An 18,480-nucleotide genomic window follows, 5' to 3' on the forward strand; every position below is an offset into this window, starting at 1 on the left:
GTCGCTTGTCTTGATATCTAGTGACTGGTCACCGACATCCCGACAAGCGCCCACATGAATTATCTGATCGATTGTTAAAGAGCAGCTCGACTCGTGTTGGAGAAGAGCATCTTGCGTTCCCGGCCGCCTGGCCAGTGCCTCGCAAGGAAGGCGTATTCTACGTGATCGACGCGTCGTGTCAACCGGTGATCTTCAAGCTCTCGAGAGAGCGAAGCGGATGACCGAGCGTGCGGCTTCAGCGACTGAAGCGGCCTCCGATCGAGCCCTCAGCGGGCTACCGTAGCGAGTGGCAGGCATTCTACCGATTCCGCTGGCCTTGTCAATCGAGCTTTTCCGACAACCGCCGAAAAACCTCAAGAAAAACAAGCGCTTCTTCCACCCATCACCGCCTGCAACGTTGCCCGTCGCCGGCAGCGGATGCGTACTTTACGGATTTCCCCGGGATGGTGCAAGGACTTTCTCGCCACCATCAACATGCACCATCGGGGTGCCGCCCGAACGGCACCCCGATGCCGGCATCATTCGCCGATGGACAGACGGACCGTGCCGCGGTTGCTGCCGAAGGCGCTGATCTCCACCTCGTAGGTGCCGGGCTGCAGGCGCTCAGAGATCCGCGAACCGAACCCGAGGCCGGTGGCATCGTCGTTCTGCTCGTCGACGCCGTTGCCGGTCAGCCGCATGACGGTATCCACGGCGCTGGACGTGCTTTCGAGCACCACGTCGCGCGCCTCTTCCACCACCAGCCGGTAGGAGAGTCGCCCGCCGAGCGCCATCTGGCCGTAGACGGTCTCGCCCGGCGCGACTTCCCCACCGTCGCTCATGCGCCCCTCGAAGGGAGAGGCATCGGCGCTCAGGGTATAGATGCCGCTGCCGCTGTAGCTCTGCACCTCCAGGGTGTAGGTGCCGGGCTCCAGCACGGTGTTGATCAGCGAGTTGCGGTCGCCGCCGCTGTCGTCGTCGCGGAGTTCGACGCCCTCGCCCTGCAGAGACAGCACCGGGTCGAAGTCCAGCGAATCGAGCGCCAGGTTCACCTCGGCGGTTTCCTCGACGGTGAAGCGATAGCGGTTCTCGCCGACGCCGACGTACTGCCCGCGCACTTCCTCGCCGCTGGCGATCGGCCCGTCGTTGCGAAGCTCACCGTCGAACTCGCCGCGCCGCATGGACAGCTCGTAGTCGCCGCCGGTGCCGTCGTAGCTGGTCACCTCGACGCGGTAATCGCCGGCCATCAGCACCGTCTGTACCCGCGAATCGGTGCCCATGCCGCCGTCGTCGTTACTGATATTGGTGCCGCTGCCGGTCACGTTCAGCAGGGCATCGAAGGCCGAGGAACCGAGGTCCAGGGTCACCTCGGCCGCCTCGTCGAGATGCAGGGTATAGGTGTTCGACACGCCACCCTCGAGGCTGCCATTGATGCGATCCCCGTCGCGCAGCGGCCCGCCGTTGCGGCGCCCGTCGGAGAGATCACGCCGCTCGGCGACCAGCTGATAGGCGCCGCCGGTGCTCAGCACCTGACTGGCGCACTCCGTCGCCGCGACGTTGGGCTTGGCCGCCCGCCCCAGCCGGACGCGGTAGTCGCCGGGCTCCAGGTAGGCATCGAGGCGCAGCTCGCCGGGGGCGCAGGACTCGGCCCGCTGATTCACGTCCTCGCCGGCGAGATGCATGTCGAGCCCCTGCTCGCCGGACAGCGCCAGGTTGAGGTGCGCGGGCGCGTCCAGGCTGAGCGAGTATTCGGCCCCGCCGCCGTCTTCCAGCCGGCCGATCAGCGGCCGATCGGCCACCAGCCCTTCTTCCGCCTCGGCCGCCTCGGCCGCCTCGGCCGCGAGCGTGTAGGGGCCGAAGGCGGCGCCATCCTGCCCGTTGATCACGACCAGGGTGCAGCGCTGCGCCTCGGGCGCGCTCAGCAGGATCGCCGGCTCGCCATCGGGGCCGCTCTCGGCCGAGCCGATCCAGTGCCCCTCGTCGTCGAAGGCCGCCAGCGAGGCGGCGAAGGGCGCGTCCAGCGTGTAGCGATAGCGCTCCGCCTCGCCGCTGCCGCACATCCAGTGTGCCGAATGGCGCGTGCCGTTGTTGAGATTGACCGGGCTGGTCGAGGTCAGCTCGCCTTCGATGCTGTCGCCGGCCTGCATCTCAGGCGCCGAGACGAAGCGCGCCTCGTCGTCGCCGCAGCCTGCCAGCAGAGTGAGCCCGACCAGGCCCGCCAGCAGGCGGCCCGATGAGACGCCGAGGCGCCGAGTTCCTTGAATGTCCACGTCATGTCTCCCTACGTAGTGACGATGTCCCGCAGGGGCGGGACAGCCGCACTATAGCGGAAAACGCGGCCTATCGAGGGGTCTCAGGCATCGCCGCCACGCAGGCGCGCCTCGGTCACCAGCGACTCCGGCCCGAGATCGGCGATGGTGCGTGCGCCGGTGAGCGTCATGGCCACGCGCATCTCCTTGTCGATCAGCTCGAGCAGGTGGGCCACGCCCGCCTCGCCGGCGGTGGCCAGCGCATAGATGAAGGCGCGCCCCAGCAGCACGCTGTCGGCGCCCATGGCGACCATGCGCACCACATCCAGCCCGCTGCGGATGCCGGAGTCGGCCAGGATCGCCAGGTCGCCCTTCACCGCGTCTGCGATGGCCGGCAGCGCGCGGGCGGAGGACGGCACGCCATCCAGCTGGCGGCCGCCGTGGTTGGAGACCACGATGCCGTCGGCACCGAAGCGCACCGCGTCGCGGGCGTCCTCGGGGTCGAGGATGCCCTTGATGATCATCGGGCCGTCCCAGAACTCGCGAATCCACTCCAGGTCCTTCCACGAGATGGAGGGATCGAAGTTGTTGCCGAGCCAGGCGATATAGTCCTCGAGCTCCGTCGGCTGGCCGCGGTAGTCCGAGACGTTGCCCAGATCGTGAGGACGACCGTGAATACCCACGTCCCAGGCCCAGGCAGGGCGGGTCATGGCCTGCAGCATGCGCCGGATGCCGCCGTGCTTGCCGCTCATGCCGGAATGGGCATCGCGATAGCGCGCCCCGGGCACCGGCATGTCGACGGTGAAGACCAGCGTCTTCACGCCGGCGGCCTTGGCCCGCTCCAGCACATGCTTCATGAAGCCGCGGTCCTTCAGCACGTAGAGCTGGAACCAGAGGGGACGATCCAGGGCCGAGGCGACCTCATCGATGGGGCAGACCGATACCGTGGACAGCGTGAACGGGATGCCCTTCCCCGCCGCGGCCCGGGCCGCCTGCACCTCGCCCCGCCGGGCGTACATGCCGGCCAGCCCCACGGGCGCCAGGGCGACCGGCATGGCCATGGACTCGCCGAACAGCTCGGTCTCGAGCGACAGCGAGGACATGTCCTTCAGCACGCGCTGGCGCAGGCCGACCTCGCCGAGGTCCTCGACGTTGCGCCGGAGCGTATGCTCGGCATAGGCGCCCCCGTCGGCGTAGTGAAAGAGGAAGGGCGGAATGCGACGCTTGGCGGCCTGGCGATAGTCCGTGGCGGCGGAGATGATCATGGCGGGCCCTGTACAATGGATGAGCGATCGATGAAGGCCGGCGCGGGCTCCGCGACGAGGCCTGGAAGGTCATCGGCGCGGGCGCACGCGGGCGCAAGGAAATCTCTCCAGTCGGGCGGCACTTCGGCACAGCGCGGGTCGATCGACGCCTCATGAGTCATGATTGGTCAAACCAATTGACATCGACTGGTTACCGCACCCTATGGCCCGACCACGAGGGTGTCAAAACCCTGGCCGACGAATGCGCTTATACCTTGGTATTAAACCATGAAAGACGCCCCGCAAGCCCTTGAAAAACCAGCATAATGGCAGGCGGCAGAAAACGCGCCATATTGGTAATACCAATTGAATGACGCTACCATGCGCCGAAAGCCCTCGCGCCCAGGAACGCCGCCATGTCCTACCACCCCCTGCGCCAGCCGCGCCTCGCCGACGTGATCACCGAACGCCTCGAGGCACTGATCCTCGAGGGCAGCCTCAAGCCCGGCCAGCGCCTGCCACCGGAGCGCGAGCTGGCCGAACGCTTCGGCGTCTCGCGCCCCTCGCTGCGCGAGGCGATCCAGAAGCTCGCCGCCCGCGGCCTGCTGCACAGCCGCCAGGGCGGCGGCACCTTCATCACCGAGGACCTGCACAGCGGCTACAGCGACCCGCTGCTGGAGATGCTCTCGCGCCACGGCGAGTTCCACCTCGACCTGCTCGAGTTCCGCGACGCCATGGAAGGGCTCTCCGCCTACTACGCCGCGCTGCGCGCCACGCCCACCGACAAGGCGGTGCTGCTGCAGCGCTTCGAGGAGCTCGAGGCCCGCTTCCTCGCCCAGGACCCGGCCGAGGAGGCCAAGGCCGACGCCGCCTTCCACCTGGCCATCGCCGAGGCCGCCCACAACGTGATGCTGCTGCACACCATCCGCGGCATCTTCCACCTGCTCGAGAAGAGCATCGTCGACAACCTCGCACAGCTGTTCGCCAAGCCCGACGCCCGCGAGCGGCTGATGGCCCAGCACCGCGCGCTGCTCGATGCCATCCTCCAGGGCCGCGCCGAGGAAGCCCGCGCCTGCGCCCACGACCACCTGGTCTACGTGGAGGAGAACCTGCTGGCCGCGGCCCGCGCCGAGACCCGAGCCCAGCGCTCGCTGCGTCGCGCCCAGTCGATGCCGGCGGCCGATGCCTGAAAGACGCATGACGACCGCCTCGCCGCCGCCTCGTCGCCGCCACCTGCGCCTGCTGCTGGCCGTGATCGGGCTGGCCGGACTGGCGCTGTGCCTGTGGCAGACCGCCCAGGTCGCCCGCGAACAGGCGCTGCAGGCGCTGCACGACGACGCCGAGAACGAGCTACGCCTGTCGGTGGCCGGGCTCACCGGGCATCTGTCGCGCCACGACTACCTGCCCGAGCTGCTGGCCTCGCGGGAGGCCGTGAAGCGCTTCCTGGCGACGCCGACCCGGCAGGACCCGATGCCGCTCAATCGGCTGTTCGACCGTTTCCGCGCCACCGCCGACGTCTCCGACATCTACCTGCTCGACCGCTTCGGCGACACCCTGGCGGCCAGCAACTGGCACCGCGCCGACACCTTCATCGGCCAGAACTACCGCTTCCGCCGCTACTATCAGGAGGCCATGCAGGGGCGCGCCGGCCGCTTCTTCGGCCTCGGGGTGCAGTCCCAGGAGCGCGGCTACTATTTCTCGGCACCGATCTGGCTCGACGACACCGCCCCGAACGCCCGCCCCGACGGGGTCATGGTGCTCAAGGTGCTGCTGCACCGCGTGGAGGAGAGCTGGGCCGAACAGGACGCCGAACTGCTGGTCACCGACAACGACGGCGTGGTGTTCATGGCCAGCCGGCAGGAGCTGCGCCTCACCGCCATCGAGCCCCTCGACGAGGCCAAGCTCGCGGACCTGCACGCCTCGCGGCGCTACGGCGACGCGCCCCTGCCGCCCACCGGCCTGCGCGAACGCGAACGCCGCGGCGAGCGCACCCGGGTGGTGGACTTCACCGAAGGCCCGCTGGCCGGCGAGCGCTATCTGAGCCTGACCCGCGCCATGCCCACCTTCGGCTGGGACATGCACATCCTCAAGCCGCTCACCCCCGTGGTCGATGCCCAGTGGCTGGCCGCGGCGCTGGCGGGAGGCCTCTACGGCCTGGTGGCGCTGGGCGGCGGTATCGGCTGGCAACGCCGGCGGCTGCGTCGCGAGCGCGAACGCTTCGCCGAGCGCGAACGCCGCACCCTGGCCCAGGCCCGCGACGAACTGGAGCGCCACGTCGAGGCGCGCACCCGCGACCTGACGGCCAGCAATCGCCGGCTGTCCGACGAGATCGAGGAGCGTCGCCTGGCCGAACAGCGCCTGCGCGAGACCCGCGACGAGCTGGTCCAGGCCGCCAAGCTGGCGGTGCTCGGCCAGCTGGCCGCCGGCATCAATCACGAACTCAACCAGCCGCTGGCGGCGATCCGCGCCTACGCCGAGAACGCCCGCGCCTTCATCGCCCGCAGCCGCAGCGAGGCCGCCGACGCCAACCTCGGCCAGATCGTCGAGCTCACCGAACGCATGGCCGAGATCAGCGCCCAGCTGCGCCAGTTCTCGCGCAAGAGCGGCGACAGCCTGACCGCCGTCTCGGTCACATCCTGCTTCGACTACGCCCTGAGGCTGTTCCAGGCCCGGCTCGGCGAGGGCGACGTGGCGGTGGCGCGCCGCTGGCCCGACGACGAACTCTGGGTGCGCGCCGACCCGGTGCGCCTCGAGCAGGTGCTGGTCAACCTGATCGGCAACGCCCTGCAGGCCATGGCCGAGACACCGGCGCCGCGGCTGATCCTCGAGATCGCCGCCGAGGGCGACCGGGTGCGCCTGGCGGTAGCCGATAACGGTCCCGGCATCGCCGAGGATCGGCTGTCGCGTATCTTCGAGCCCTTCTACACCACCAAGGCCGCCGGCAGCGGCCTGGGGCTGGGCCTGTCGATCTCGGCGCGTATCATCGACGACCTGGGCGGTCGCCTCGAGGTCGCCAACGGCGCCGAGGGCGGTGCCCGCTTCACCATCACCCTGCCCCGCGACGCGGGCACCGACACCCCGGCATCCAGCGAGGAGCGGCAATCCCATGCATGAGTCCCCGGCGACCCCGGTGATGATCATCGACGACGAGGCACACCTGCGCATCACCGCCGGCCAGACCCTGGAGCTGGCCGGCTACGCGCCCCAGGCCTTCGAGCGCGCCGAGGACGCCCTGGCGGCGCTGACGCCGGACTTCCCCGGCGTGGTGATCAGCGACATCCGCATGCCCGGCATGGACGGCATGGCGCTGCTGCGCGAGATCCGCCACCACGACCCGGACCTGCCGGTGGTGCTGATCACCGGCCACGGCGACGTCTCCACCGCGGTGGCGGCGATGCGCGACGGCGCCTGGGACTTCCTCGAGAAACCCTTCGCCGGCGAGCATCTGGTGGAAGTGGTGCGGCGCGGCATCGACAAGCGTCGACTGAGCCTCGAGAACCGCACCCTCAAGGCCGAGCTCGAGGCCCAGCAGTCGGCGCCCGGCCCGCGCCTGGTCGGCCGCACCCCGGCGATCCAGCGGCTGGCCTCGATGGTCCAGCGCATCAGCCAGGTCGAGGCCGACGTGCTGTTGTTCGGCGAGACGGGCGCCGGCAAGGACCTGGTGGCCCGCGCCATCCATGAGCGCAGCGCCCGCGGCGGCCGCCCCTTCGTCGCCATCAACTGCGGCGCGGTGCCGGAGAGCACCATCGAGTCGGAGCTGTTCGGCCACGAGAAGGGCGCCTTCACCGGCGCCGTGGAGCGGCGCATCGGCAAGTTCGAGCACGCCCAGGGCGGCACCGTGTTCCTCGACGAGATCGAGTCCATGCCGCTGTCGCTGCAGGTCAAGCTGCTGCGGGTGCTGCAGGAGCGCAGCATCGAGCGGCTGGGCTCCAACCAGGCGGTCCCCCTCGACATCCGCGTGATCGCCGCCACCAAGGTCGACCTCAAGACCGCCGCCGAGGCCGGTGACTTCCGCGAGGACCTCTACTACCGGCTCAACGTGGTGACCCTGCCGATCCCGCCGCTGCGCGAGCGCCGCGAGGACATCCCGCTGCTGTTCCAGCACTTCGCGGTGGTGGCCGCCAACCGCAGCGGCCTGGAGGCGCCGCCGCTGGACGCCGCCGGCACCTCGGCGCTACTGGCCCACGACTGGCCGGGCAACGTGCGCGAGCTGCGCAACCTCGCCGAGCGCTACGTGCTGCTGGGCGTGACCTGCGACTACCGGCTGGAGGCGCTGCTGGAAGGCGGCGACAACGAGGGCGGCGAGCTGCCGCTGCCGCGGCAGGTGGAGCTGTTCGAGAAGAGCCTGATCAGCCAGGCCCTGGCCCGCCATCAGGGCCGCGTCAGCGAGGTCTGCGACGCCCTGGACGTGCCGCGCAAGACGCTCTACGACAAGCTGAAGAAGCATGGCCTGAGGGCCGAGGACTACCGCCAGAACGCCGAGCCCTGAGCCACTAGGTCGACCAGCGGCTGCCAGGGCGGCAGCCAGGGGGAGAGGCTCGCGATCACCGCCAGCATGGCCAGCGAGTTGCCGGGCTGGCGCCAGTCGAAGGGCTTGAGCGCGGTGCCGAAGGAGCGCTTGAGGCGCGCCCCGGTAAGATCGACGCTGTACAGCTCGTCGAGCAGCAGGTGGATCACGAAGCCCAGCGCCAGCGCCGCGCCATAGACCCAGGCCTGCCGGTCGGGCAGCGCGAACAGCCGATGGCTGAGCGCGGTGGCGGTCAGCCCGCACAGCGCCGCGGCCAGCAGCGAGTGCCAGATGCCGCGATGCACGGTAAAGCGGCAGAACAGCGCCCCGCCCAGATAGCGCACCGCCAGGTAGATGCCGCCGCAGGCCACCATCATCGGGCCCGGTTCCATGCGGCCCTGCAGCCACAGCGCCCCGGCCACCACGGCCGGGATCGCCAGCAGGTTGAAGATCAGGCGGATCGCCTTGGAGCGGTCGGCGTCGATGTCGGGAAGGATGCCGCCGAGGGTGATCAGCGCGAGGACGGGCAACCCCTCGGAGAACGCCCACAGCCCGGCCTGCCAGCCGCCGTGGGCGACCACCGCGCCCAGGGTCGCGGCCACGCCGAGGTGGGTTCGGAAGTCGGCCATGCCCGCGGCGCCTCGCTGACTGGATAAAACAACAGTTTAGCGCTCGGCATGGCCAAAGAAAACAAGCGGTTGGCGGGTTACGCCTTTATTGCACATCCGGCTTGCCCGGAGATGCCCGGCCGGGACGAGCTATCGAACCGGCTCAACAGTTCCTGAACGCCGCGGGCGGGCCTGCGAGCGGGGCCGGCCTTCCGGACACGCAGGAATACGTCCCTGTAGCTCCCGGCGCCCTGCGGCGCTATCGCGTCCCGCTACGCTTGCAGGCCCTGGGCTGGCCATCCATGGCCAGCCCGTTCGGAGGCGTCCTCCTCACCCCTGGCGCAGGAGGTTCTCTTCGGCCCGCCCTCGGCTCACTTCGGTATTCGCAGCACGCTTAAAGCGACACAGAGCGTCAGTCCTGCGCCAGATACTCGTCCTTCAGCTTGACGTAGTTGCCGGCGGTATAGGGGAAGAAGGCGCGCTCCTTGTCCTTGATCGGGCGCAGCGCCTTGGCCGGGTTGCCGGCGTAGACGTGGCCGCCCTCCAGGCGCTTGCCCGGCGGCACCACGGCGCCGGCGGCGATAATCACCTCGTCCTCGACCACCACGCCGTCCATCACGATGGCGCCCATGCCCACCAGGATGCGGCTGCCCAGGGTGCAGCCGTGAAGGATCGCCTTGTGGCCGACGGTGACGTCGTCGCCGACGGTCAGCGGGAAGCCGTCCGGGTTGAAGTCGCTGGCGTGGGTGATGTGCAGCACGCTGCCGTCCTGGATGCTCACCCGCCGGCCGATGCGGATGCGGTGCATGTCGCCGCGGATCACCGCCATCGGCCACACCGAGCAGTCGTCGCCCAGCACCACGTCGCCCAGCACCGTGCAGGCCGGGTCGATGTAGACGCGCTCGCCCAGCTGCGGGCTCGTGCCCTTCCAGGGCCTCAGGGTCTTGGCTTCGCTCATCACACGCCTCCCGTCGTCAGATCAGTCCGGAGATCAATACTACCAGCGTCAGCGGAATCGACACCCAGCGCACCGTGGTGCGCCACACGCGAAAGCCGGTGGGCCCGGCGTCCAGGGCCCGCAGCGCTTCCACCTCGGGCAGCACCCAGGCGGCGAACACCGCGATCAGCGCGCCGCCGACCGGCAGGAAGATCTCCGGCGGCACCGTGGTCACCAGTTCGAAGACGTTCATGCCGAACAGCACATGGACGTCGGCCAGCGACGAGAACGACAGCACCGACAGCAGGCCGACCAGCCATACCGTCACCCCCACCGCGGCGGCGGCCTGGCCGCGCTTCAGCCCCCAGCCCTGCAGGGTGGCGACCATCGGCTCGGCGAGGTTGATCGACGAGGTCCAGGTGGCCAGCAGCAGCAGCAGGAAGAACAGCGACAGCCAGAAGGCGCCGAACGGCAGGTCGGCGAAGGCCACTGGCAGGGTCACGAACATCAGCCCCGGGCCCTCGGCCGGGTCCATGCCCTGGGCGAACACCACCGAGAAGATGGCGATGCCGGCCAGCAAGGCGACGGTCACGTCCAGCACCGCGACCCCGGCCGCCGCCCGCGGCAGGCTCTGGTGGTCCGGCATGTAGGCGCCGTAGGCCATCAGCGCGCAGGCGCCCACCGCCAGGGTGAAGAAGGCATGGCCCATGGCATGGATCATCACCATCGGCGTCATCGCCGACAGGTCCGGCGTGAACAGCCAGGCCAGCGCCGGGCCGAAGCCGCTGGTGGTGGCGGCGTGGCCGGCCAGCACCAGCAGCAGCAGGTAGAGCAGCGGCATCAGCATGTTGTTGAGCCGCTCCAGGCCCTTGGTCACCCCGGCGGCCACCACCAGCATGGTCATCACCAGGAACAGGGTGTGGTTGAAGGTCATGCGGGCGGGGTCGGCGAGGAAGGCATCGAAGCCGGCGCCGATGCTGGCGGCGTCCTGGCCGACGAAGTCGCCGTTGATCGACGAGACGAGGAACTCGATGGACCAGCCCGAGACCACCGAGTAGAAGGACAGGATGCAGAACACCGTGAAGGCGCCGAACAGCCCCAGCCAGCGCCAGTGGCGGCTGTGTCCGGCCTGGGCCGCCAGATGGCTGAGCGACTGCATCGGGCTCCTGCGCCCGGCGCGGCCGATCAGGATCTCGGCCATCATCACCGGCAGCCCCAGCAGCGCCACGAAGACCACATAGAGCAGCAGGAAGGCGGCGCCGCCGTTCTCGCCGGTGATATAGGGAAAGCGCCAGATGTTGCCCAGCCCCACCGCGGCCCCGGTCACCGCCAGGATGAAGGCGCGGCGGCTGCTCCAGCGCTCCAGGGTCTCGTTCATCGCCTCGTCTCCGGCCTGAAGTTGCAAAGGGCGCCAAGCCTAGCACATTGAAACCCGGCCCGACCGCCCGCATCTAAGCGCTGTTATCCCATCCTTTCCGAGGTGCGCATGTCCACGAACCCCCTGCTCGACGCCCACACCCTGCCGCCCTTCGCCGAGATCCGCCCCGAGCACGTGGTGCCGGCCATCGAGACGCTGCTGGCGGAGAACCGCGAGGCCATCGAGGCCCTGGTGGCCCGGGCCGAGCGGGAAACGCCGACCTGGGAGACCCTGGCCGCGCCGCTGGAGGCGCTGAACGACCGCCTGTCCCGGGCCTGGTCGCCGGTCTCGCACCTCAACGGCACCATGAACAACGAGGCGCTGCGCCAGGCCTACGAGACCAGCCTCGGCCTGCTCTCCGACTACAGCACCTGGCTCGGCCAGCACGAGGGGCTGTTCCGCGCCTGGCAGGCGCTCAAGGACGGCCCGGCCTGGGCCGAACTCGACGAAGGCCAGCGCCGCACCGTGGACAACGCCCTGCGCGACTTCCGCCTGGCCGGCGTCGACCTGCCCCCCGAGCAGAAGCGCCGCTACGGCGAGATCCAGTCGCGGCTGTCGAGCCTCGCCAACACCTTCTCCAACCAGCTGCTGGACGCCACCCAGGCCTGGCACCTGGACCTGCCGGACGCCACCCGGCTGGCCGGCCTGCCCGAGAGCGCGCTGGCCACGCTGGCGGCCAACGCCGAGGCCAAGGGCCGCGAGGGCTACCGCATCACCCTGGACTTCCCCAGCTTCCTGCCGGTGATGACCCACGCCGACGACCGCGAGCTGCGCCGCGAGGTCTACACCGCCTTCGTCACCCGCGCCTCCGACGAGGGCCCCAACGCCGGCGAGTTCGACAACGCCCCGGTGATGGAGGAGACCCTGGCGCTGCGCCGCGAGCTGGCCGAGCTGCTGGGCTTCGCCACCTATGCCGACTACTCGCTGGCCACCAAGATGGCCGAGACCCCCGAACAGGTGATCGGCTTCCTCGACGACCTCGCCGAACGCGCCGTACCCCAGGCCCGCGAGGAGTTCGACGAACTGGCCGCCTTCGCCCGCGGCGAGCTGGGCCTGGCCGCCCTCGAGCCCTGGGACGTGGGCTACGCCAGCGAGAAGCTGCGCGAGGCGCGCTTCGCCATCTCACAGGAGCAGCTTCGCCCCTACTTCCCCGCGCCGCGGGTGGTCGACGGCCTGTTCCAGGTGGTCGAGCGGCTCTACGGCGTGACCTTCGAGGAAGACGAGGACGCCCCGCGCTACCATCCCGACGTGCGCTACTTCCGCATCCTCGACGACGGTGCGCCGATCGCCGGCTTCTACCTCGACCTCTACGCCCGCGAAGGCAAGCGCGGCGGCGCCTGGATGGACGAGTGCCGGGTGCGGCGCCTGGAGGGCGACGCGCTGCAGCTGCCGGTGGCCTACCTGACCTGCAACTTCACCCGCCCGGTGGGCGACGCCCCGGCGCTGCTGACCCACGACGAGGTCACCACCCTGTTCCACGAGTTCGGCCACGGCCTGCACCACATGCTGACCCGCCAGACCGTCGCCGACATCTCCGGCATCAACGGCGTGGCCTGGGACGCGGTGGAACTGCCCAGCCAGTTCATGGAGAACTACTGCTGGGAGCGCGAGGGCCTCGACCTGATCGCCGGCCACGTCGACACCGGCGAGCCGCTGCCGGCGGAACTGTTCGACAAGCTGCTGGCGGCCAAGAACTTCCAGTCGGCGATGGGCATGGCGCGCCAGCTCGAGTTCTCGCTGTTCGACTTCCGCCTGCACCGCGAGGCCGCCGCGCCCTCCGCCGGCGATATCCAGGCGCTGCTCGACGCCGTGCGCGACGACGTCTCGGTGGTGCCGCGCTCGCCCTTCAACCGCTTCCAGAACGGCTTCGGCCACATCTTCGCCGGCGGCTATGCGGCGGGCTACTACAGCTACAAGTGGGCCGAGGTGCTGTCTGCCGATGCCTGGAGCGCCTTCGAGGAGGCCGGCATCTTCGACCCCGAGACCGGCCGTCGCTTCCGCACCGAGATCCTCGAACGCGGCGGCTCCCGCGACGCCGCGGCGCTGTTCCGCGCCTTCCGCGGCCGCGAGCCCAGCGTCGAGCCGCTGCTGCGCCACAGCGGCATCCGGGCGGCCTGATCAAGCGGCCCGAGACGGCCGCCTGACCGACGGCATCGACACGGCGCGCCGGCCCACCCCGGCGCGCCGTGTCGGTTAGAATGACGGCACGACGTGCCCGTGACACGCCACACTCATCGATTCCCAGGAGGCCTCATGGCCACCCAGAAACGCTTTATCGCCGGTGCCATCTGCCCGCGCTGCGCCGAGATGGATCGCATCCGCAGCTGGGAGCAGCACGGCATCCGCTACCGCGAGTGCGTGAGCTGCGACTTCTTCGAACAGCTGCCCATCGAGGAACAGGCGATGCCCGAGCTCGAGACCCGGGTCAACCGCGAGCCGAGCGAGCCCCAGGCCGACGACCTGCAGACCGTCAAGATCCTCGACCCCAAGGGCTGAGCCCCCGTGTTCGCCGCGGCCCGCCCCTGGCCGGCGGCTGACCGCCCTGTACCAGGCCTCCCGATCGACCCGGCCGGCGGCGCCATGCCGCCGCGGGTACCGGCCGAGCGGCTCGAGGCCTGGCAGGCCTTACCGCCGATGCCCGAGCTCCACCCCGCCTGCGGGAGGTCCTGACCCCGCCGAGCGCCGACGGCCGAGCCGTGTGCGGGATTCCGCACGCAGACGACGCGGCCGTGTGCGGATTCCCGGAATTTCCCCGCCCTCGAGCTTTCGACCAAGGTCGAAGCATCATTTTTCAACTTTATGAATTAAAGAAAGTTTTCCCGTTGTGGAACGGCCATTGCTGTTATCTGGGCGTCGCAAGCCGGCCCGAGCACTCTCCGCTCGGACCGACCACAATGAACAATCCCGACGGGAGAAACGCCATGTCCACCACCACCCGGATCCTCACCGGCTCCCTGGCCGGCGCCATGCTGGTCGCCGGCGCCGCCCAGGCCGATCGCAGCGAATGGCCGGAGAGCTTCACCGTGGGCACCGCCAGCCAGGGCGGCACCTACTTCGTCTACGGCTCCGGCTGGGCCAACATGATCGCCGACGAGCTGGGCCTCTCCGGCGGCGGCGAAGTGACCGGCGGCCCCAACCAGAACCTGGCGCTGGTGCACACCGGTGACCTGGCCCTGGGCCTGACCACCATGGGGCCGGCCGCCGAGGCGAAGGCCGGCAAGAGCCCGCTGGCCCCCGGCGTGCCGATGGACAACGTCTGCGCGCTGTTCCCGATGTACGAGACCCCGTTCTCCATCACTACCCTGGCCGACAGCGGCATCGAGTCGATCTCCGACATTCCCGACGGCGCCACCATCGGCTTCGGCCCGGCGGCCTCCACGTCCGACACCTACTTCCCCAAGATCCTCGAGGAGCTGGGCGTGGACTTCGAGCGCCGCAACGGCGGCTGGAACGACCTCGGCGGCCAGCTGCAGGACGGCCTGATCGACGTCATCGCCTTCGCCGCGGGCATCCCGGTGCCAGCCGTCAGCCAGCTCGAGGTGCAGACCGACGTCAACATCATCGAGTTCACCGAGGAAGAGCAGCAGCAGATCGTCGACGCCTTCCCGGTCTCGCCGTTCCAGATCCCGGCCAGTACCTACCAGACCCTCGAGGAAGACGCCCAGGCGGTCTCCATGTGGAACTTCACCATCGGTGGCTGTGACCTGCCCGAGGACTTCGTCTACGAGATCACCAAGCTGAGCCTGGAAAACAACGACCGCATGCGCGACATCCACCGCAGCGCCCAGTTCAGCGTGCCGGAGAACATCCAGTACAACACCGTGCTGCCGTTCCACCCCGGCGCCGTGCGCTGGTACGAGGAAAACGGCTACGAGATCCCGGAAGACCAGCAGCTCTGATCCATTGACCGTCCCGCGACCCCGCGCCACCCCGGCGCGGGGTCGCCTGTTCCCCGAGGGTGACTCCCATGTCCCAGCATCCCGATCCCCGTCACGACGCACGTGACGACGAGGCGGTCACTCCCGTCGTCGCCGAGGGCGTCGACGACGACGCGGTGGAATCCAACCGCCGCCTCTACACCGGCTGGCAGTGGCTGCTGTTCGCCGCCATTGCCATCGCCTACTCCAGCTTCCATCTGATCTCGCTGAACCTGTACCCGATGGAGACCTGGTCGTTCCGCATCGTGCACATCTGCGGCGCGCTGATCCTCGGCTACGGCCTCTACGCCGGCACCCGCTTCGCCGATGAAGGCCATGCCCGCTCGCCCGCCTGGCTGGGTTGGCTGAGCTATGCCCTGCTGATCCCCGCCGGCTACGCGCTGTATCAGGTGTTCATGATGCACAGCGCGATGAACGACGGCGCCATGCGCATCGCCCCCGAGATCGAGGCCTTCCACTACGGCTACCCGCTGATGCTGGCCACCGCCGCCGCCATCGTGCTGTCGTGGAGCTTCCGCCAGTATCGTCACCGCCTGTCACCGGCCGACCTGGTGCTGATGGTCTGCGCCGTGGCCAGCGCCGGCTACCTGCTGGTGATGTTCAACAGCCCGCTGCGCGCCGCCACCGGCACGCCCTTCGCGCCCATGGGCATCTCCTACGCGGCCATCGCCGGCGCGGCGCTGATCCTCGAGCTGACCCGCCGCGTGGCCGGCCTGGCGCTGGTGATCATCGCCTCCATCTTCCTGATCTACGTGTTCGCCGGCCCCTACCTGCCCGGCTTCCTCGGCTATCCGGGCCTGTCGGTGGGCCGTTTCTTCAGCCAGGTCTACACCGACGCCGGCGTGCTCGGGCCGACCACCGCGGTCTCCTCGACCTACATCATCCTGTTCATCATCTTCGCCGCCTTCCTGCAGGCCTCGAAGGTCGGCGACTACTTCGTCAACTTCGCCTTCGCCGCCGCCGGCCGCGCCCGCGGCGGCCCGGCCAAGGTCTCGATCTTCGCCTCCGGCCTGATGGGCATGATCAACGGCACCAGCGCCGGCAACGTGGTCTCCACCGGCTCGCTGACCATCCCGCTGATGAAGAAGGTGGGCTACCCCGGCCGCAGCGCCGGCGCCATCGAGGCCGCCGCCTCCACCGGCGGGCAGATCATGCCGCCGATCATGGGCGCCGGCGCCTTCATCATGGCCGAGGTCACCGGCATCCCGTACACCGATATCGCCGTGGCGGCGCTGATCCCGGCCATCCTCTACTTCCTGTCGATCTACTGCATGGTCGACTTCGAGGCCGCCCGCAAGGGCATGCGCGGCATGCGCAAGGAAGAGATCCCGCTGTTCTCGAAGCTGGTCAAGCAGGTCTACCTGTTCGCGCCGATCATCATCCTGATCGCCGCGCTGTTCATGGGCTACTCGGTGATCCGCGCCGGCACCCTGGCCACCGCCTCGGCCGCCGTGGTGAGCTGGATCTCGCCCTACAAGATGGGCCCCCGCGCCATCCTCAAGGCGCTGCAGCTGGCCGGCACCATGGCCATCCAGATCATCGCCGTGTGCGCCTGCGCCGGCCTGATCGTCGGCGTCATCGCCCTGACCGGCGTCGGCGCGCGCTTCTCCTCGCTGCTGCTGGGCCTGGCCGGCGTCAGTCAGCTCCTGGCGCTGTTCTTCGCCATGTGCATCTCGATCCTGCTGGGCATGGGCATGCCGACCACGGCCGCCTACGCGGTGGCCGCCTCGGTGGTCGCACCGGGCCTGATCGAGATCGGCATCCAGCCGCTGGTGGCACACTTCTTCGTGTTCTACTTCGCGGTGGTCTCGGCGATCACCCCGCCGGTGGCGCTGGCCTCCTACGCGGCGGCGGGCATCTCCGGGGACAACGCCATGGGCACCTCGGTGGCCTCGTTCAAGATCGGCCTGGCCGCCTTCATCGTGCCGTTCATGTTCTTCTACAGCCCGGCGATGCTGATGGAAGGCTCCTGGCTGCAGATCCTGCGGGTCGGCGTGACCGCCACCCTCGGCATCGTGCTGCTGTCGGCCACCGTGCAGTCCTGGTTCTTCGGCCCGGTGAAGCCGTGGCAGCGGCTGGTGATGCTGGTCGGCGCGCTGTGCATGATCTACGGCGGCATCGTCACCGACGTGGCGGGGCTCGCCATCGGCGCGGCGCTGCTGCTGATGCAGCGCGGCCGCCACGGCGGCGGCACGCCGCGCACGGCGGCGTCGAGCTGACGCGACTTCCATCGCCGACGCTTAGAGGTAGAAAGGGCCCGCCATTGGCGGGCCCTTTGACGTTGATCGCGTCACCGGGGGCGCCTCGCCGACACGGCGCGCGGCCCCTCAGGAGACAGCCTGGTTCAGGAGACGGGCCGCCGATGCGCCGGCCTCCCACGAGCCGGAAAACGAAGGGCCCCGCCATCGCTGACAGGGCCCTTCTTATTCGTCACGCTGCGCCATCGCTCAGCCGCAGATGTTGTCCACCACCCGCAGCGTGGGCTCGGCCTGGTTCAGGCCGAGATAGAAAGGGAAGTGCAGCCGGAGCTGCCCTTGGGCTCAGCCGCAGATGTTGTCCACCACCCGCAGCGTGGGCTCGGCCTGGTTCAGGCCGCGATAGAAAGGGAAGTGCAGCCGGGGCTGCCCTTGGGCTCAGCCGCAGATGTTGTCCACCACCCGCAGCATGGGCTCGGCCTGGTTCAGGCCGCGATAGAAAGGGAAGTGCAGCCGGGGCTGCCCTTGGGCTCAGCCGCAGATGTTGTCCACCACCCGCAGCGTGGGCTCGGCCTGATTCAGCGTGTAGAAGTGCAGCCCCGGCGCGCCGCCGTCGAGCAGGCGCTGGCTCAGCCGCGAGATCACGTCCTCGCCGAAGGCGGCGATGGATTCGCTGTCGTCGCCGTAGGCCTCGAGCTGCTTGCGGATCCAGCGCGGGATCTCGGCGCCGCAGGCGTCGGAGAAACGCGCCAGCTTGGTGTAGTTGGTGATCGGCATGATGCCGGGCACGATCGGTGCCTCGACGCCCAGGGCGCGGGCCCGCTCGACGAAGTGGAAGTAGGCGTCGGCGGTAAAGAAGTACTGGGTGATGGCGAGGTTCGCCCCGGCCTTCATCTTGCGCGCGAAGTTCTCCATGTCGCGGTCGAAATTCGGCGCCTGGGGATGGGTCTCCGGGTAGGCGGCCACGGCGATGTTGAAGTGGTCGCCGGTCTCCTCGCGGATGAACTCGACCAGCTCGTTGGCGTAGCGCAGCTCGCCGATGCCGCCCATGCCGGAGGGCAGGTCGCCGCGCAGGGCCACCAGGCTGTCGATGCCTTCCTCGCGATACTGGGCCAGCAGGTCGCGCAGCGCGGCCTTCTCGCTGCCGATGCAGGACAGGTGCGGCGCGGTGGTGAAGCCCGACTCGCGCACCATGCGCACGGTCTCGGTGGTGCGATGCTGGGTCGAGCCGCCGGCACCGTAGGTGACGGAGAAGAAGCGCGGGCCACGGGAGGCCAGGGCATCGCGGGTCTGCATCAGCTTGTCGCGCCCGGCCTCGGTGTTCGGCGGGAAGAATTCGAAGCTGATACCCAGCGGGTGCTCTTGTGCGCTCATCGATCCAGTCCTCTTGGTGGAGCGGTGAAGGA

13 protein-coding genes are annotated in these 18,480 nt (G+C 69.4%); 7 read left to right on the forward strand and 6 right to left on the reverse strand.

Annotation, left to right across the window (positions count from 1 at the left end):
• Positions 1–518: 518 nt before the first annotated feature.
• Together ACGTNF_RS14525 and lldD are read right to left on the reverse strand one after the other, a co-directional pair.
• Positions 519–2,249, reverse strand: coding sequence for a PPC domain-containing protein (locus ACGTNF_RS14525; protein ID WP_394602289.1), 1,731 nt, complete (start codon positions 2,247–2,249; stop codon positions 519–521).
• 83 nt (positions 2,250–2,332) lie between these two features.
• The gene (lldD, locus tag ACGTNF_RS14530; RefSeq protein WP_394602290.1) at positions 2,333–3,493 is read right to left on the reverse strand and encodes an FMN-dependent L-lactate dehydrogenase LldD; all 1,161 of its coding nucleotides are present in this window, start codon (positions 3,491–3,493) and stop codon (positions 2,333–2,335) included.
• A gap of 395 nt (positions 3,494–3,888) precedes the next feature.
• Between lldD and ACGTNF_RS14535 the strand changes: the two genes are divergently transcribed.
• The 3 genes from ACGTNF_RS14535 to ACGTNF_RS14545 are packed head-to-tail and all read left to right on the forward strand — an operon-like array spanning position 3,889 to position 7,961.
• Complete coding sequence (locus ACGTNF_RS14535; RefSeq protein WP_152477886.1) at positions 3,889–4,662, forward strand: GntR family transcriptional regulator; 774 nt, start codon at positions 3,889–3,891, stop codon at positions 4,660–4,662.
• A 7-nt stretch (positions 4,663–4,669) separates the two neighbouring features.
• Positions 4,670–6,586, forward strand: a complete 1,917-nt coding sequence (locus ACGTNF_RS14540; RefSeq protein WP_394602291.1) for a sensor histidine kinase — start codon at positions 4,670–4,672, stop codon at positions 6,584–6,586.
• On the forward strand, positions 6,579–7,961 hold the full coding sequence (locus tag ACGTNF_RS14545; protein WP_394602292.1) for a sigma-54-dependent transcriptional regulator: 1,383 nt from the start codon (positions 6,579–6,581) through the stop codon (positions 7,959–7,961). The genes ACGTNF_RS14540 and ACGTNF_RS14545 overlap by 8 nt, the downstream gene beginning before the upstream one ends.
• Here the strand turns inward: ACGTNF_RS14545 and ACGTNF_RS14550 are convergent.
• From ACGTNF_RS14550 to ACGTNF_RS14560, 3 genes are all read right to left on the reverse strand, one after another.
• Entirely contained in the window at positions 7,937–8,608 is a 672-nt protein-coding gene (locus tag ACGTNF_RS14550; RefSeq protein WP_152477883.1) for a metal-dependent hydrolase, read from the reverse strand. The genes ACGTNF_RS14545 and ACGTNF_RS14550 overlap by 25 nt on opposite strands.
• 391 nt (positions 8,609–8,999) lie before the next feature.
• On the reverse strand, positions 9,000–9,545 hold the full coding sequence (locus tag ACGTNF_RS14555) for a gamma carbonic anhydrase family protein (protein WP_394602293.1): 546 nt from the start codon (positions 9,543–9,545) through the stop codon (positions 9,000–9,002).
• A gap of 16 nt (positions 9,546–9,561) precedes the next feature.
• Positions 9,562–10,902 (reverse strand): sodium-dependent transporter, encoded by a 1,341-nt coding sequence (locus ACGTNF_RS14560; protein ID WP_394602294.1) that lies wholly within the window; start codon positions 10,900–10,902, stop codon positions 9,562–9,564.
• 108 nt (positions 10,903–11,010) lie between these two features.
• Here ACGTNF_RS14560 and prlC point away from each other — a divergent pair, with 108 nt between their 5' ends.
• The 4 genes from prlC (at position 11,011) to ACGTNF_RS14580 (ending at position 17,098) form a co-directional block, all read left to right on the forward strand.
• Positions 11,011–13,059, forward strand: a complete 2,049-nt coding sequence (gene prlC / locus ACGTNF_RS14565; RefSeq protein ID WP_394602295.1) for an oligopeptidase A — start codon at positions 11,011–11,013, stop codon at positions 13,057–13,059.
• Between the two features lie 135 nt (positions 13,060–13,194).
• Positions 13,195–13,437, forward strand: coding sequence for a YheV family putative zinc ribbon protein (locus ACGTNF_RS14570; protein WP_035597144.1), 243 nt, complete (start codon positions 13,195–13,197; stop codon positions 13,435–13,437).
• 425 nt (positions 13,438–13,862) lie between these two features.
• Complete coding sequence (locus tag ACGTNF_RS14575) at positions 13,863–14,840, forward strand: TAXI family TRAP transporter solute-binding subunit (protein ID WP_152477879.1); 978 nt, start codon at positions 13,863–13,865, stop codon at positions 14,838–14,840.
• 68 nt (positions 14,841–14,908) lie between these two features.
• A complete protein-coding gene (locus ACGTNF_RS14580; protein WP_394602296.1) occupies positions 14,909–17,098 on the forward strand; it encodes a TRAP transporter permease in 2,190 nt (729 codons plus the stop codon).
• Positions 17,099–17,605: 507 nt separating this feature from the next.
• On the opposite strand, the gene metF is transcribed toward ACGTNF_RS14580, so the two are convergent.
• Positions 17,606–18,448, reverse strand: a complete 843-nt coding sequence (gene metF, locus ACGTNF_RS14585) for a methylenetetrahydrofolate reductase [NAD(P)H] (protein ID WP_152477877.1) — start codon at positions 18,446–18,448, stop codon at positions 17,606–17,608.
• Positions 18,449–18,480: the final 32 nt, after the last annotated feature.

Source organism: Halomonas sp. B23F22_10, assembly GCF_043496975.1.
Lineage (GTDB): Bacteria > Pseudomonadota > Gammaproteobacteria > Pseudomonadales > Halomonadaceae > Halomonas > Halomonas smyrnensis.

Excerpts from the sequence above, each read along its gene's own strand:
- ACGTNF_RS14540 (WP_394602291.1), top strand. The coding sequence starts at position 4,670 with ATGACGACCGCCTCGCCGCCGCCTCGTCGCCGCCACCTGCGCCTGCTG.
- ACGTNF_RS14575 (WP_152477879.1), top strand. The coding sequence starts at position 13,863 with ATGTCCACCACCACCCGGATCCTCACCGGCTCCCTGGCCGGCGCCATG.
- ACGTNF_RS14580 (WP_394602296.1), top strand. The coding sequence starts at position 14,909 with ATGTCCCAGCATCCCGATCCCCGTCACGACGCACGTGACGACGAGGCG.
- ACGTNF_RS14570 (WP_035597144.1), top strand. The coding sequence starts at position 13,195 with ATGGCCACCCAGAAACGCTTTATCGCCGGTGCCATCTGCCCGCGCTGC.
- ACGTNF_RS14535 (WP_152477886.1), top strand. The coding sequence starts at position 3,889 with ATGTCCTACCACCCCCTGCGCCAGCCGCGCCTCGCCGACGTGATCACC.
- prlC (WP_394602295.1), top strand. The coding sequence starts at position 11,011 with ATGTCCACGAACCCCCTGCTCGACGCCCACACCCTGCCGCCCTTCGCC.
- ACGTNF_RS14560 (WP_394602294.1), bottom strand. The coding sequence starts at position 10,902 with ATGAACGAGACCCTGGAGCGCTGGAGCAGCCGCCGCGCCTTCATCCTG.
- ACGTNF_RS14550 (WP_152477883.1), bottom strand. The coding sequence starts at position 8,608 with ATGGCCGACTTCCGAACCCACCTCGGCGTGGCCGCGACCCTGGGCGCG.
- lldD (WP_394602290.1), bottom strand. The coding sequence starts at position 3,493 with ATGATCATCTCCGCCGCCACGGACTATCGCCAGGCCGCCAAGCGTCGC.
- metF (WP_152477877.1), bottom strand. The coding sequence starts at position 18,448 with ATGAGCGCACAAGAGCACCCGCTGGGTATCAGCTTCGAATTCTTCCCG.
- ACGTNF_RS14545 (WP_394602292.1), top strand. The coding sequence starts at position 6,579 with ATGCATGAGTCCCCGGCGACCCCGGTGATGATCATCGACGACGAGGCA.
- ACGTNF_RS14555 (WP_394602293.1), bottom strand. The coding sequence starts at position 9,545 with ATGAGCGAAGCCAAGACCCTGAGGCCCTGGAAGGGCACGAGCCCGCAG.